The 15,357-nt window shown below is 40.9% G+C and carries 11 protein-coding genes; 8 read left to right on the top strand and 3 right to left on the bottom strand.

Going from position 1 to position 15,357, the window contains the following annotated elements; genetic code table 11:
- Positions 1-14 precede the first annotated feature (14 nt).
- Complete coding sequence (locus tag MHB79_RS16110) at positions 15-587, bottom strand: TetR/AcrR family transcriptional regulator (protein WP_050944304.1); 573 nt, start codon at positions 585-587, stop codon at positions 15-17.
- A 90-nt stretch (positions 588-677) separates the two neighbouring features.
- Positions 678-3,209, bottom strand: a complete 2,532-nt coding sequence (locus MHB79_RS16105) for a PEP/pyruvate-binding domain-containing protein (protein ID WP_310025466.1) — start codon at positions 3,207-3,209, stop codon at positions 678-680.
- 284 nt (positions 3,210-3,493) lie between these two features.
- Here MHB79_RS16105 and MHB79_RS16100 point away from each other — a divergent pair, with 284 nt between their 5' ends.
- The 3 genes from MHB79_RS16100 (at position 3,494) to uvrA (ending at position 8,903) form a co-directional block, all read left to right on the top strand.
- Positions 3,494-3,739: a CsbA family protein gene (locus MHB79_RS16100; RefSeq protein WP_003212837.1), complete on the top strand. Its 246-nt coding sequence runs from the start codon at positions 3,494-3,496 to the stop codon at positions 3,737-3,739.
- A gap of 294 nt (positions 3,740-4,033) precedes the next feature.
- Positions 4,034-6,019, top strand: coding sequence for an excinuclease ABC subunit UvrB (gene uvrB / locus MHB79_RS16095; protein WP_050944300.1), 1,986 nt, complete (start codon positions 4,034-4,036; stop codon positions 6,017-6,019).
- Between the two features lie 7 nt (positions 6,020-6,026).
- The gene (gene uvrA / locus MHB79_RS16090; protein ID WP_050944298.1) at positions 6,027-8,903 is read left to right on the top strand and encodes an excinuclease ABC subunit UvrA; all 2,877 of its coding nucleotides are present in this window, start codon (positions 6,027-6,029) and stop codon (positions 8,901-8,903) included.
- A 29-nt stretch (positions 8,904-8,932) separates the two neighbouring features.
- Here uvrA and MHB79_RS16085 read toward each other — a convergent pair whose 3' ends face one another.
- A complete protein-coding gene (locus MHB79_RS16085; RefSeq protein WP_003213489.1) occupies positions 8,933-9,163 on the bottom strand; it encodes a hypothetical protein in 231 nt (76 codons plus the stop codon).
- 197 nt (positions 9,164-9,360) lie between these two features.
- On the opposite strand from MHB79_RS16085, the gene MHB79_RS16080 reads away from it, so the two are divergent.
- The 5 genes from MHB79_RS16080 (at position 9,361) to MHB79_RS16060 (ending at position 15,341) form a co-directional block, all read left to right on the top strand.
- Positions 9,361-9,696 carry a hypothetical protein gene (locus MHB79_RS16080; RefSeq protein WP_012011387.1) on the top strand — a complete coding sequence of 112 codons (336 nt, stop codon included), beginning with the start codon at positions 9,361-9,363 and terminating at the stop codon, positions 9,694-9,696.
- Positions 9,697-9,708: 12 nt separating this feature from the next.
- On the top strand, positions 9,709-10,800 hold the full coding sequence (locus MHB79_RS16075; protein WP_050944296.1) for a DUF4097 family beta strand repeat-containing protein: 1,092 nt from the start codon (positions 9,709-9,711) through the stop codon (positions 10,798-10,800).
- Positions 10,801-10,806: 6 nt separating this feature from the next.
- Entirely contained in the window at positions 10,807-11,001 is a 195-nt protein-coding gene (locus MHB79_RS16070; RefSeq protein WP_003213763.1) for a PspC domain-containing protein, read from the top strand.
- Positions 11,002-11,388 carry a phage holin family protein gene (locus MHB79_RS16065; RefSeq protein ID WP_003213568.1) on the top strand — a complete coding sequence of 129 codons (387 nt, stop codon included), beginning with the start codon at positions 11,002-11,004 and terminating at the stop codon, positions 11,386-11,388.
- Between the two features lie 95 nt (positions 11,389-11,483).
- Positions 11,484-15,341, top strand: a complete 3,858-nt coding sequence (locus MHB79_RS16060) for a metallophosphoesterase (RefSeq protein ID WP_340990212.1) — start codon at positions 11,484-11,486, stop codon at positions 15,339-15,341.
- Positions 15,342-15,357 lie beyond the last annotated feature (16 nt).

The raw sequence follows: 15,357 nt of genomic DNA, 5'->3' as shown, positions 1-15,357 counted from the left end.
AAGAATTCCACCCTTTAAGCGGGAGAAATTCCTCTCATGAAAATGTGTGTGTATGTCTCAATAAAATCATCTTTTTGTGTTAATACGAGCTGGAAGTCTTGCTCAAGCTGCTGAATAAAAAAACCGAAATACGTACTAATGAAAATGTCTGCATAAATGTCTTCTTTTCCTTTTAAGACATGATGCAAAGCACTCATCTTTTTGAAGTATTGTATCAGCATTTCCCTTAGTTCTTGAGGATAAATTTTTTCATGACTGGTCAGATCTTTAAACATAGCCGGTTCTCGCATGCTGATATAAATGAATTCTTTTTTTGAAGTTAAATGTTCAAGGATATAAGAACCGAGAAACTTTAAATCGGTGTATAAATCCCCTTTAAATTCTGCTTCTAAGGTTTTCGTCGGCGTTGATTTCATTTTCATAATGGCAGCAATAACGCCGCGTTTGTTTTTAAAGTTGCGGAAAATTGTTGCTTCACTGACATTCGCTTTTGTGGCTATTTCTTTGGTTGTGGTTTTTTGATAGCCCTTTTCAGTCAATAAATCCATTGTTGCGCGAATGATTCGTTGATTTGTAGATTTTAACAAGCATACTCACCTCAGGTTATGAATGTGTTTGCAACAAAGTAAGTATACCGATAAAACCTATGACCGCCAATATGATCCAAAACGATAAAGTTAGACACGTGCATGCTGTTTTAATATCTGAATGCGTCCATTGCTTCCATCTACTGTCACAAGGTCACCTGATTGAAGTGTTTCAGTCGCTATTCGGGTTCCTAGGACAGCTGGCATCATATACTCTCTAGCGATAATAGCTGAATGAGACAAAATGCCTCCAGCATCGGTGATGACTGCTTTTGCATCTCTAAATAAGCTCGTCCATAAAGGTGTGGTTGTTTTGCAAACTAAAATATCATCCTTTTGAAATTGTGAGAATTCCTCAGCACATGTAATGACTTTTACTCTTCCAGAAACAATGCCGCTAGATGCGCCAATTCCATAGATCATATCGCTTGTATTGTTTTCATTTTCTCTTAATGAACCGAGCATTCTTTCTACTTGCTGCAATTCAGCTTCAGTTGGGGTACCCATATAAGCTGGTGGTTGGATGGCTTCATTATCTTTCATGTCAATTTTTCTTTGTGCGATGACCGTATCAAATGATGTAGAGGTTGTGAGCGCTGTGTGTACCTCCTCATCGTAGAGGTACCATAGATCTTCTGGATGAGGGATCGCTCCTTTTTGTACAAGAAGTTCACCAATCTTTAATAGATATACCCTGGCTTTAGCATCTAACATGGCATCAATATAGAAGTGGTGATCGTCACGGATATTAGCGGCCTGTAGGGCGAATTGGTAAAGAGTCTCAAATTTCGTTTTAAACGCTTCATCCTTCACTTGGCTCATAAAATGTTCATATGTCTCTTGTCTTTTGATGACGGCTTGTGCAAATTCTTCATCAAAATCACTTTGGTGTTGAATATTGTTTCTGATGATATCTAGTATAAACTCAGGGTTTTCCACCCATGTCTCTTCCGTAAGATCATGACTTTTAACAGATCGCCAGCCATAGACTTGAAGAAATTCCTCTAATGTCGAAATGAAGTGTCTGCCTTTTTCCGATTGAGTGAGTGCATCAAGCAGTGCTGGATTCTTTTCATGGTTCATAAATGCTTGATGAAGTTCAGTATCTTGATGGACACTCTTTGCAAAATCAGATAGCTTCTTGTCTGTTTCAAGAGATTTGTTCATCACGCCTATCATCATCTCATGCAGCAGGATCACTTGTGATTGATCACCAGTATACGTCACAAGCATGTCTTCAATCATAGCCGATAAAATGACTTGAGGTATGACAATATCAAAATGATCATCGTATGCTTGTATATAAAAAGTCTTTAATTCTTCGAAGCCGACGATGGCGTCTTCTATGGTCATCGTTTCCTTCATTTTATGATCGAGTTTTTCGTAAAAGGGAAAGAAATTTTTCTCTAAAATCTCATACATACGTTCACTTAAATGCGGAAATAACTCAAATATGCTCTCATCAAAAACTGGTGCAGCTTCTGCACTTGCTTCAGGCAGTGACGGTGATGAATACAGGTGACCTCTATAAAGCTTGATATCTTTAATATTCAGATCAGGCACTTGATATTTTTCACCATTTTTCTTCATACCGCTTTTTAATGCTGGGATGATCAGGCTTGAAAAGAGAGGACTTGTTGGGCCCGGCAGATGATCGTCCATTGAGATCCAGAAATCCTGCAGCTCGTCTGGCTGCATTTGAAAAGAAGCGCCCGCTGTCTCATCTGCTGCTTTTGAGAGGGCAGCGGTAATCGGCCTGGCTTGAAGTAAATAAAATGTGCCATTTGCTATTCCAAATTCGATATCGACGCTATGACCATAAAGTGCTTCTACTTGTTTGGTGATTTGCGTGATTTCTTCTAATTGGTCATCATTCAGGCAAAACTGACCAGCCATTTCTTCCGTTACTGCTTGTTCAATGACACCTTCTTGATAAGGGATAATTTGCAGCTCTTTCGTTCCAAGTGATTTTTCAATAAAAAGTGTCTCTTTGTCTATAACAAATGTGTCAGGCGTCACAAGCCCGGAGACGATTGCTTCTCCTAGTCCGTAGCTTGCTGTGAGCATCATTTCATTTGTTTTTCCTGTTACGGGATTCTCACTAAAGATGACACCGGAGACGTCAGAATGGATCAATCCTTGAACGACAACAGCCATGAGCGGCATCTCTTCCTCGTTTTCATCCATCTCTTCCTTATATTCTGTCACTCTTGCTCCAAAATAAGAAGACCAGCATTCTTTGACAGCCTGTAAGAATTCTTCATTTGTTTTGATATTTAAATAGGTCTCGTACTGTCCTGCAAATGAGGCGCCTTCGAGATCTTCAGCAACAGAAGAGGATCGAACTGCAACTGAGGGATAAGTCTTTCGCAATGATTGAAAGGACGAAAGGAGTTCTGCTTCCATTTGAGAAGGAAACGATGCTTTTTTGATTTTGTCAGCAAGGTTTTGTTCAGTTGGATGCAGGTTGTGATATGAAAGAAAGCTTGAAAAGCTGTTGGTTTTGATAATAAATCCATCTGGGACTGGCAGGCCGTGATTATTTAATTTGATTAAATTCAGGCCTTTTGCCCCTGCGAGTGCTGCGGATTCTTCAGCCGCATGAAATAAAACTGAATACATGGGAATGCCCCCTTATCCAAATAGCCAATGGTTTGTCTGTCTCTCTATCGTTTCTAAAATGATAGTGCGCACTATCATTTTAATCATAGGATTTATTGGATGTTACTGTCAAAGACGGAAAGACCTATCTTTACAAAGGGGACATTCTCACTAATTTCCTTCTATATCTATAACAAAAGTCTCCGAACAGAAAGAAAAATAGGTGAAATTAAAAACTGTGAATTGTTCAATATGCCAATCTTTACTATAATCAAGGGAGTAGACAAAGAAGAGGGAGGGTTTTTGTGATTACAAAAGCCATATTTGCACTTGTTTTTCCTTTCCTGCTCGTTATTTTATTTTCAAAGGTTACTTATAATCATTATGTGGGCATTGCATTAACAGCAGCGCTTTTATTTGCCTCGTACATGAAGGGCTATACAGAAACCTACTTTATTGTGGGATTAGATATCATTTCTTTAGTAGCTGGGGCATTATATATGGCTAAAAAAGAAATTGAAAAGAGAGAAAAGGCTGAAAAAAATCATTGATATCATCATCAAGAGCGTGTTAGGCAGAAAGATGACGTTTTATAAGCTGTGCTTACGAATTCTAGTGAGTGCAGCTTTCTTTTGTTCTCTTTTTCTGCTCATCGAATATCTCTCACCAAAATGTTCCATACTGAAAGGAAGGTTTTCGCAAGAGGGTTATTTGGTATTGAAGAGAGGGTATGACTGTATTGGAAATAAAAATCAAGTAAGAGCCGAACTTTAGTTCGTATTTTTGTGTTCTTTTATGATAATATATTCATTAGATAGATTTCGTAACGAAACGGAGGCTTTGATGTGAGTGACCGCTTTGAATTAGTTTCTAACTATCAGCCCCAAGGAGATCAGCCGAAGGCTATTGAAAAGCTTGTTGAGGGGATCCATCAGGGGAAACAGCATCAAACGCTGTTAGGTGCTACAGGTACGGGAAAGACCTTTACTGTATCCAACCTGATCAAAGAAGTGAACAAACCGACACTTGTCATTGCGCATAACAAGACACTTGCCGGTCAGCTATACAGCGAGTTCAAGGAATTTTTTCCGAATAATGCTGTCGAATATTTTGTGAGTTACTATGATTATTACCAACCAGAGGCGTATGTGCCTCAGACTGATACATTTATTGAAAAGGATGCCAGCATCAATGATGAGATTGATAAGCTGAGACACTCCGCTACGTCCTCGTTATTTGAGCGGAGAGATGTCATCATCATTGCCAGTGTCTCCTGTATTTATGGCTTAGGTTCGCCAGAGGAATACCGAGAGCTTGTGCTGTCTTTACGTACTGAAATGGAGATTGAACGCAATCAGCTTCTTCGTAAGCTGGTGGACATTCAGTATTCTCGTAATGATATAGATTTTCAGCGCGGAACCTTCCGAGTACGAGGAGACGTCGTTGAAATTTTTCCTGCTTCACGTGATGAACATTGTATCAGAGTGGAGTTTTTCGGTGATGAAATTGAACGTATTCGTGAAGTGGATGCACTCACTGGAGAAATACTCGGTGATCGTGAGCATGTGGCTATTTTCCCAGCATCTCACTTCGTCACAAGAGAAGAAAAAATGGAAAAAGCGATTATTAATATTGAACAAGAGCTTGAAGAGCAGCTCGAAAAACTTCGAGATAATGGAAAATTGCTAGAAGCGCAGCGCCTTGAGCAGCGGACAAGATATGACCTTGAGATGATGAGAGAAATGGGCTTTTGTTCAGGAATCGAGAACTACTCAAGGCACCTGACCTTGCGTCCTCCTGGTTCAACACCTTACACATTGCTTGATTATTTCCCGGATGATTTTATGATTGTTGTTGATGAGTCACATGTGACGATCCCGCAAATCCGTGCGATGTACAACGGGGACCAAGCAAGAAAGCAAGTGTTGGTTGATCACGGATTCCGTCTGCCTTCAGCACTTGATAACAGACCGCTCACCTTTGATGAGTTTGAAAAGCATATTAATCATATTGTGCATGTATCTGCCACTCCTGGTCCTTATGAGCTTGAGAAAACACCTGAGGTTGTGGAACAAATTATTCGTCCAACAGGTTTACTTGATCCAATCATTGAAGTGCGTCCGATTGAAGGGCAAATTGATGACTTAATTGGAGAAATTCATGCGCGGGTTGAGAAAAATGAACGTGTGCTTGTGACGACGCTGACGAAGAAAATGTCTGAAGATCTTACAGATTACTTAAAAGAGATCGGAATCAAAGTTAATTATCTGCATTCAGAAATTAAGACCCTTGAGCGGATTGAGATTATTCGCGATTTGCGTCTTGGAAAATATGATGTGCTTGTGGGAATCAACCTTCTTCGTGAAGGACTGGATATTCCAGAGGTCTCGCTCGTGACGATTTTAGATGCAGATAAAGAAGGCTTCTTACGCTCTGAAAGATCCCTCATCCAGACGATAGGCCGTGCCGCGAGAAATTCGGAAGGCCGGGTCATTATGTATGCAGATAAAATGACCAAATCAATGGATATTGCGATTCAAGAAACGAAGCGAAGACGAGAGCAGCAAGAGGCGTATAATGAGAAATATGGAATTACTCCGCAAACCATCCATAAGAAAATTAGAGATGCCATTAAAGCAACAAAGATACATGAAGAATCGGAAGAATATGAAACAAATGCAGCACCAAAGCTGTCAAAAATGAGCAAAAAAGAACGAGAAAAAGTGATCGAAAAGGTCGAGATGGAAATGAAAGATGCAGCAAAAGCGCTTGATTTTGAAAAAGCAGCAGAATTAAGAGATCTATTGCTAGAGCTAAAAGCGGAAGGATGATTGCCTGATGGCTATGGAACGAATAGAGGTGAAAGGTGCTAGAGCCCACAACCTTAAAAATATTGATGTGAATATCCCGCGTGACCAGCTAGTGGTCATCACGGGTTTATCTGGTTCAGGAAAATCGTCTCTTGCCTTTGATACCATTTATGCAGAGGGTCAGCGCAGGTACGTTGAATCTCTTTCAGCGTATGCGCGCCAATTTCTCGGTCAAATGGATAAACCGGATGTAGATGCCATTGAAGGTCTTTCTCCGGCGATTAGTATTGATCAGAAGACGACGAGCCGGAACCCTAGATCAACAGTTGGAACCGTTACTGAAATCTACGATTATTTACGACTCTTGTATGCTCGAGTTGGGAAACCTATTTGTCCGATACATGGGATTGAAATTACGTCCCAAACGATTGAGCAGATGACAGATCGTATTTTAGAATATCCAGAAAGAACGAAATTGCAAGTGCTTGCGCCGGTCGTATCTGGCCGCAAGGGAACACATGTTAAAGTACTTGATCAAATTCGAAAGCAAGGCTATGTGCGAGTAAGAGTCGATGGAGAGATGGAAGATCTATCAGAAGAGATCGAGCTTGAAAAGAACAAGAAGCATTCCATTGAAGTCGTGATTGACCGAATCGTGGTGAAGGAGGGCGTTGCGGCTCGGCTGTCTGACTCCCTTGAAACGGCGCTGCGACTAGGTGAAGGCCGTGTGATGATTGACGTGATTGGACAAGAAGAGCTGTTATTCAGTGAACATCATGCCTGTCCGCACTGCGGATTTTCTATTGGTGAGCTTGAGCCGAGAATGTTTTCATTTAATAGTCCTTTTGGTGCATGTCCGAGCTGTGATGGGCTTGGCTCTAAACTAGAAGTTGACCCTGAGCTTGTCATTCCTAATAAGGATTTGACATTACGACAGCATGCCATTGCCCCTTGGGAGCCGCAGAGCTCACAATACTATCCTCAGCTTCTTGAGGCAGTATGTACACATTACGGCATCGACATGGACATTCCAGTGAAAGATATACCGTCGCATTTATTCGATAAAATTTTATATGGTAGCGGCTCTGAACGGATTTATTTCAAATATGAAAATGATTTTGGTCAGGTACGTGAAAATGAAATTGAATTTGAAGGTGTTCTTCGTAACATTGAACGACGCTATAAAGAAACCAGCTCTGATTATATTCGTGAGCAAATGGAGAAATATATGGCGAACCAGCCATGTCCGACATGTAAAGGATATCGTCTGAAAAAAGAGACGCTTGCGGTTCTGATCAATGGCAAACATATTGGAGAAATCACTGATTTGTCTGTCTCTGATGCCCTTGATTTATATGGTGAAATCGAGTTGTCTGAGAAAGATTTGCAGATTGCTCAGCTCATTTTACGTGAAATCAAAGAGCGCTTGTCCTTCTTAAATAATGTGGGATTAGATTACCTCACATTGAGCCGTTCGGCTGGCACACTATCCGGAGGAGAGGCGCAGCGGATTCGTCTGGCGACTCAAATCGGGTCAAGGCTGACAGGTGTTCTTTATATATTAGATGAACCATCTATTGGTCTGCATCAGCGTGATAATGACCGATTGATCGGGACATTGAAAAACATGCGCGACATCGGGAATACCCTCATTGTCGTAGAGCATGATGAAGATACGATGCTAGCCGCTGATTATTTGATTGATATTGGACCTGGAGCAGGAGTTCATGGAGGAGAAGTGATTTCAGCTGGAACGCCGGAAGAAGTCATGAAGGACAAGAAATCTTTAACAGGACAATATTTATCTGGAGAGAAATTTATCCCGCTGCCGATCGAAAGAAGAAAGCCTGACGGCCGCTATATTGAGATCAAAGGTGCAAAAGAAAACAACCTGAAAAACGTCAATGCGAAGTTCCCTCTAGGCGTCTTTACAGCTGTGACTGGGGTGTCTGGTTCAGGGAAAAGTACGCTTGTGAATGAAATTCTATTAAAATCACTTGCGCAAAAACTGCACAGAGCGAAGGCGAAGCCAGGACAGCACAAAGAAATCAAAGGAATGGATCATTTAGATAAGGTGATTGATATTGATCAATCTCCAATCGGCCGTACGCCAAGATCCAACCCTGCCACGTATACAGGTGTATTTGACGATGTGCGGGATGTGTTTGCACAAACCAATGAAGCAAAGGTACGAGGGTATAAAAAAGGGAGATTCAGCTTTAACGTCAAAGGTGGACGCTGTGAGGCATGTCGCGGAGATGGCATCATTAAAATCGAAATGCACTTTTTACCTGATGTGTATGTGCCTTGTGAGGTGTGCCACGGGAAACGGTATAACCGCGAGACACTTGAGGTCACATATAAAGGGAAGAACATTGCTGATGTGCTTGAAATGACCGTGGAGGACGCACTCCAATTTTTCGAGAACATCCCGAAAATTAAGCGGAAGCTTCAAACGATTTTTGATGTTGGACTAGGGTACATTACACTTGGACAGCCTGCGACGACATTGTCCGGGGGAGAGGCCCAGCGTGTGAAATTGGCATCTGAGCTTCACCGCCGTTCAAACGGAAGGTCTCTTTATATTTTAGACGAGCCGACAACAGGTCTGCATGTGGATGATATTGCCCGTTTATTAAAAGTGCTTCAGCGTTTGGTCGAAAACGGAGATACGGTGCTAGTGATTGAGCATAACCTTGATATTATCAAGGCTGCTGATTACCTCGTTGATCTCGGACCAGAGGGCGGTGCTGGCGGCGGAACGATCATTGCCTCTGGGACTCCTGAGCAAATTGCAAAAGAAAAAGCTTCTTACACTGGTCGATACTTAAAGCCTATTTTAGAGCGTGACCGTAAACGAATGAAACAGTTGGTCAAAGAAACAGAAAGTGTGACTTCATCATAAAAAAACCCCTCGTTAAGAGGGGTTTTCTTTTATTGCGCATCTTCCTTTGGCATTAAATGACTGAGCTGCGTTAAATCCTTTAAAATATGCGTGCTGCTGCTGTCGAGCAGTACTTTTAAATAACGGATATCACCATACTGTGGATGAGACGGATGAATGGTCTCAAGCTCCCTGATCATATCGCTGTTCATGCTTTTTTGTTTCTGTATAAGGTCTAAAAGCGTTTGAGCCGTGTGGTTAGTATTATGATGATCTGTCAAAATAATTACCCCCTATAATGATAATCACCATCTTTTCAACATATTTTAAAGGGTAATCCGTGAAGAATCTACACTTAGGTGCAAAAAGATGTAATTTGTGTCTAAGGTCATATGTAAATTGAATGATTTTGAAACTTTTGATACGCAATAAACGTATGAGTTAGAAAGGAATTTTCATCATGAAGGAGCGAATATATATGAATAGAGATCAGTCGATCATTGCATCAATTTGTTATTTCAGTGTATTTTTTATGCCGTTTATTGTACCGATCGTGGCATATTTTGTAGTCGACCAAAAGGAACCGAAACGGCACGCGTTGCGAGCATTATGGTCACATGTTTTGCCAGTCGCAGCGTGCGTGTTGCTGGTTTTTGGGTCTATCCCATTTTTATTGTCGACACAGGCAAGTGACTCACTTATGCCAGTGATCACGATGCTCATCTTGTCCTTTTTAGTCGCTATTGGCTTTTTGATCTCTGTCATTTGGAATATCATTCAAGGTATTAAAGTACTTCAATCCATCAAATCGTAGGAGGGGCTTTGTATGAATGAAAAAGAACGCATTTTAAAATTAGTAGAAGACGGGACATTATCTGCAAAAGAAGCGATTACGCTGCTTGAAAAACTGGAGGAAAATCCATCTGTTTCATTAGAAAAATCAACGGTTGATCACACCTTTCATGAAGAAAAAGCAGGCACGGAGAGCAAAGGAACTGGTACAGAAAATCTTGGTGCAAAGCTGTTTGGCTGGTTAGATTCTGCGGTGAAAAAGGTGAAAGACGTAGATCTTGATTTGAACTTTGGACAGTCGGTCGACGTTGAGCACATTTTTCAGTTCAAAGACGCCTCGCTATCTCATTTAGATATTCAATTGGCGAACGGCAGTCTCAATGTGATGCCTTGGGACGATGGTGATATTCGAGCAGAATGCCATGCGAAAATCTACCGTGCAGAAGACGGAGAGCAGGCAAGACAGCAATTTCTCAATCAATTGGACTGCGGCCTCGAAGGGGATAAATTTTTTATCCGGACCGAAAAGAAGACGATGAAAGTCAATGTCACTTTATATGTGCCACGTATCCAATACGATAAAATCAAGGTTAAGCTGTTTAATGGTCCGATCCGCGGGGAAAAGCTAAAGACAAAAGAACTTACTGCGAAAACCACCAATGGTGTTGTCTCTTTTGCCTCTTTACAGGCGGAAAAGGTTGGAATTGAAACAGCAAATGGACAAATTAAACTGGCGGATCACGAGTGTGGTATGATTGAAGTAGAAACCATTAATGGGCTTATTGACCTGCGCGGGAAAAGTGAGTCAATTGATGCCCAAAGCTTTAACGGAAACATTGCTGTTCAGCTGTCGGATGAGAAGTGCCGTTCCATTTATGCGAAAACGACAACAGGCAGTGTGGACGTCCAGATCCCGCGTGCTTGTGCAGTGACCGCTGAGCTGAAAAGCAATCTTGGGTCTATTTCTCACGATTTGCTTGATGCAGAGATGATTAAAGAGAAAAATGAGACATTACAAAAAGAGAAAATGATCAAAGCCAACCAACAGGCAGTGAACAGTATATCCATTTTTGCAGAAACAAAAACAGGTTCAATACAAGTAAAGCACCAATCAGACAAGGAGTGATTCTACATGAAGAAGCTTTATCGTTCAGCAACAGATAAAAAAATAGCGGGTGTTGTTGGTGGACTTGCCGAATACTTAAGGGTCGATGCATCTCTGCTTCGCATATTAACGGTCATCATCGGATTTATGACAGCATTTATGCCGATTTTCTTGGTCTACTTCATCTGGTATTTTGTTGTTCCGGAAGAAGGCACTAACTAAATGCTTAGATGGATCGTCAGTATTTTAGTCAATGCATTACTTTTAATCGTCATTGCTGGATATTTTGATTCAGGCATTCTGCCAGGGCTTGGGAGCGTATATATTGAAGGGTTTGGCGCAGCCATTGTGGCAAGTATCATTTTATCCTTGCTCAATATTTTAGTGAAGCCGTTTTTGATCATTTTAACGCTTCCAGTAACCGTTCTTACACTAGGATTGTTCTTATTTGTGATTAATGCCATCACACTTATGATGACATCAAGTTTTATGGGCGATAGTTTTAATATTGATGGGTTTGGAACGGCCATTTGGATGGCTGTCATCTTATCCATTTTCCATCTGTTGATACAAAAAGGAATTGTGGAGCCGTTAGCGAAAAAAAGCTAACGGTTTTTTTTGACCCATTTTGTATCGTTTCTCCGTTTCATCTGACATAAAAACTTCCTTCAGGAGACACAATATCCGAAGGGAGGCGGTGCACGATGGTGAACGTGAGCAGACAAATCATGCTTTTATGTTTTTTTATCATTCTTTTTTGTTTCAATCAGCCTGCTTCAGCAGGGCCTTTTATTCAAACACAGGTCAATATACCGGACAAGCCTTTTTCTCCTTTTATCTTTGATCCCTTTCATGTGGATGTCCGTCCAGTTCTAGGGGAAAAAAGCCGTGATCTCCAGTTTCGTGCGTCGATTACGGATCCGGAACAAATTTTGTCTGCGAACTTGTATTATAAACAAAGTGATGAGCTAGGGTACCGTTTGATCCCAATGGAACGGCTGCCAGGTATGAAGCCAGAATTTACAGCGAAAATTCCGCCAGATCAATTATGGAATTCAACCGTTCGTTACTATACAGAGTTTCTTACGCAAAAGTCCGTGATCAAAACGGCAGAACAATCTGTCCACTTAAATGGATTTGAAGAGGATCTTTCGCGCATTCCGGACTTAGTCATCACAGAAATTGTTGTCAATTCAAAAAATCGCAAAGGCAAAGATGCATTTGAATTTATTGAGGTATATAACACAACACATGAGCCTATCTCTCTTAAACATTATCAGCTTCGCTACCGCAATCCTGCACAAGGAACCGAAATGGATGATGTGTATTCCTTTCACACAAATCCAGTCACTCTTTCACCTGGAAAACCGTATGTTTTCTGGCTGAGGAAAAAAGGACAGGAGCATTTAACTGTAGCGGACTTCAATGCCATGTACAAAAGTCAATTAAAAGAGGGAGAGCATGTATCTGTCATCGAAAGCAAAGGGCTGTCCAACTCTAAATCTCGTCTTGTTTCCATTACAACGAATATAGGGGAGGAGATTTCTTCAGCAGCATTTCGCTTAAAGCCATCATGGTTTAGTGAGCATAAATCTTTGCTGTTCAAATATCCAATGGATGGTACTTCGCAAATGAAGCTGATCTCGAAAATTGAAGAAGAGCCTACGCCTGGCAAAGTGCTAAAAGCACAAATTCCATCTGAGAAAAAAGAAATTTCTCAAGATATCCATAAACCTGTGATTGAAGATATGACAGTGAGGAAACCAGTGAAACCAACTGAAAGCATAGAGATTAAAGCAGATGTACAGGATGATCAGGTCGTCAAAACCGTCAAGCTTCGCTATCGAACAAATCGAAAAGATGATTTTAAGGAAATACTGCTTCAAAAAGATCATAATGACCGATTATTTCATCATATTATTTACTCACCTGAGTTGATTGGTAAAGAACAATTGGAATATCAGCTTGAAGCGTCAGACGGTGAAAATACAGCAATGACGATGAAAAAAATGATTGATGTGGAGCAAGTTAGCAAAGCTCATGGCCTTCGATTCAATGTAGAAGAAGGAGATACGGTTTCAGGATTATTTCCATTAAAAGCAACGTCTGATCAGAAAAAAAGCATTGAATTATTGATAGATGGAAAGCGGAATCAGCAAGTGTTTTCTGCCCTTGAAGCAGATCCATATATTGCATTTGATGTCAAAGGGACAAATTTATATTTTAAAAATGGTGTGTCCATAGGTAAGCACTTACTTTCAATTTTTGATGATTCGACAAAAGTGTATCGTACCTATACAATGCCAATACCAGAAGCAGAAATGAAAAAAGCAGGTCTCCAATCGATCTCCTTCCATGCAGGAACAAAATCTTCTCCAGTTGATCGGTTGCCTGGTGAGAATCACGATGATTTTGAACTAAAAAACGTCCGGATGATTTTATCGAATGGAACTCAAATTCCTCCAATCAATGCAAAGCCGGAAAAAGAATGGAGAATGGGAGACAGCGGTAACGCCAAAAAGGTCAGAACATTTCAATTTGAAATACCAAAAGAAGCTTATGTTTCAACGTTTATGAAGTGGGATACAAGAAGGTTGAAAGAGGGGCCGCACCTGATTGAGGCCAAAACCTCAGACGAGCATGCATCTGTACATGTGATGGTTGATAATACGGGTCCAAAAATTAAAACCAACGTCCAAACAAAGGATGCATATAAAGGAGCCTTTACGTTAAAAGCAAAGGTAACGGATCGTTGGAGTGACATAGAAGAGATGAAAGCATATGTAGATGGCAAGCCAATTTCCTTGCCATACCAGACGTCCTCTAGCGAATTAAACCCGGGGGAGCACACGTTGACAATTAAAGCAAAGGATGCAGCGGGAAACATGTCAACGTTGAAAAAGGAATTCAAGACGGTACATGAACACCCTGAGCCACCAGAGCGTGTAGCAGATAAGACGAAAATGAAATCGTCAAAGCAAACTGTGCTCACCAAGGATCCAACGAATGATAAGCTGGATTATTCCTTTTACCGTGCGTATCAATATACATCGTTGCATCCATCAATGAACATTTTGAAATATGCAGCGGAGACAGAACCGCCAAAGAGCTTTAACGAAAAAGGAGAAATGATCTTTTCTCATGAAGAAAGGAATCGCATTGCATTTGCTGATGGTAAGTCAGTTGAAACGAAGGATTTACATCGTTTTCCCTATCATCGTTTTCAAATCAAGGTTCAACAAGATGTACGTGAAAAGGATGTCGTCGAAGCGATATGGAAAGGGAGTTCATTGACAGGGAGAAAGGTGACCATGTATGCATGGAATCATCAGCAAGAAAAGTGGGATAAAATTACTCATCATTTTGCTAAGGATCAAAAGGAATTTTACCTGAAAGGACTGCTGTCCGTCAGACAGTACATGAAGAATCATACGTTTGATTTGCTTGTACAGGATGAAATCAGTAAAGCGCAAAAGCCATATAAGATGGTTTGGATGTCTGACACACAATATTATGCAAAGAGCTATCCTCATATCTTTAAACAAATGGTCGAGTGGATCAGAGACCAGAGAGGAAAGTTAAACATTCAATATGTGTTCCATACAGGTGACATTGTGGATGATTCAAAAGATAAACAATGGCAACGAGCCGATACGTTTATGCGCGTGTTAGATGAGCATCAGATTCCTTATGGTGTTTTAGCAGGAAATCATGATGTTCGACATAAGGACGGTTTTTATGCGGAATATGGGAAATATTTCGGTGAGAAACGCTTTGCAAATAAACCGTACTATGGTGAATCCTATCAAAACAATCGAGGTCATTATGATCTCATCTCTGCCGGTGGCAATGATTATATGATGGTATACATGGGCTGGGGGATTAAGCAAGATGAAATTGATTGGTTGAACCGTGTGATTTCTGAGCATCCAGACCGTATCGTCATTTTAAATTTCCATGAGTATTTGTTGGTCAGTGGCAACCGCAGTCCGATTGGCGACCTCATCTTCCACCAGGTAGTGAAACGCCATCCCAATATAGTGGCGGTATTTAGCGGTCACTATCACGGAGCGAGCAGGAAAGTAGATGAGCTTGACGATGACAAGGATGGTAAAGTAGACCGGAAAGTATATCAAATACTCGCCGATTATCAGTCAGGGCCTGAAGGTGGACAAGGGTTTATGCGATTGATAACAGCCGATCAAGAAAAAAACCAGCTTCATTTTACGACATACTCACCTTACATGAATCAAGAGCATTTCTACGATCCTAAAACGTATGGAGATCAGGATGAATTTTCAATCGATGTGGATTTGACGCCGAAAATGAAATCTGTCAAAACCAACTATTTTGAACTCAATGTGTACACAAATGTTTTGTTAGGAGAGGCGCGCGGCGTAAAAAGCGGCAAAAAAGCAAGCTTTGAGTGGAAAGGCTTAAAGCCAAACGAAGACTATTATTGGTACACCGTAGCAAAAGATCGTTTTCAAGGAAAAGCGATTTCACCGATATGGAAAATTCATACAAAAAATGATCGTGAAGAAACATTTCTTAGGAAATAAAAACAGTGCTCCTTTT

It is taken from the genome of Bacillus sp. FSL M7-0558, assembly GCF_038003245.1.
GTDB classification, from domain to species: domain Bacteria; phylum Bacillota; class Bacilli; order Bacillales; family Bacillaceae; genus Bacillus; species Bacillus pumilus.
This window is presented reverse-complemented; position numbering and strand designations above follow the sequence as displayed.

Bases quoted from the DNA above. Each gene is read 5' to 3' on its own strand.
- MHB79_RS16060 (WP_340990212.1), top strand. From the start codon at position 11,484: ATGGTGAACGTGAGCAGACAAATCATGCTTTTATGTTTTTTTATCATT.
- MHB79_RS16070 (WP_003213763.1), top strand. From the start codon at position 10,807: ATGAAGAAGCTTTATCGTTCAGCAACAGATAAAAAAATAGCGGGTGTT.
- uvrA (WP_050944298.1), top strand. From the start codon at position 6,027: ATGGCTATGGAACGAATAGAGGTGAAAGGTGCTAGAGCCCACAACCTT.
- MHB79_RS16065 (WP_003213568.1), top strand. From the start codon at position 11,002: ATGCTTAGATGGATCGTCAGTATTTTAGTCAATGCATTACTTTTAATC.
- MHB79_RS16075 (WP_050944296.1), top strand. From the start codon at position 9,709: ATGAATGAAAAAGAACGCATTTTAAAATTAGTAGAAGACGGGACATTA.
- MHB79_RS16105 (WP_310025466.1), bottom strand. From the start codon at position 3,209: ATGTATTCAGTTTTATTTCATGCGGCTGAAGAATCCGCAGCACTCGCA.
- MHB79_RS16080 (WP_012011387.1), top strand. From the start codon at position 9,361: ATGAATAGAGATCAGTCGATCATTGCATCAATTTGTTATTTCAGTGTA.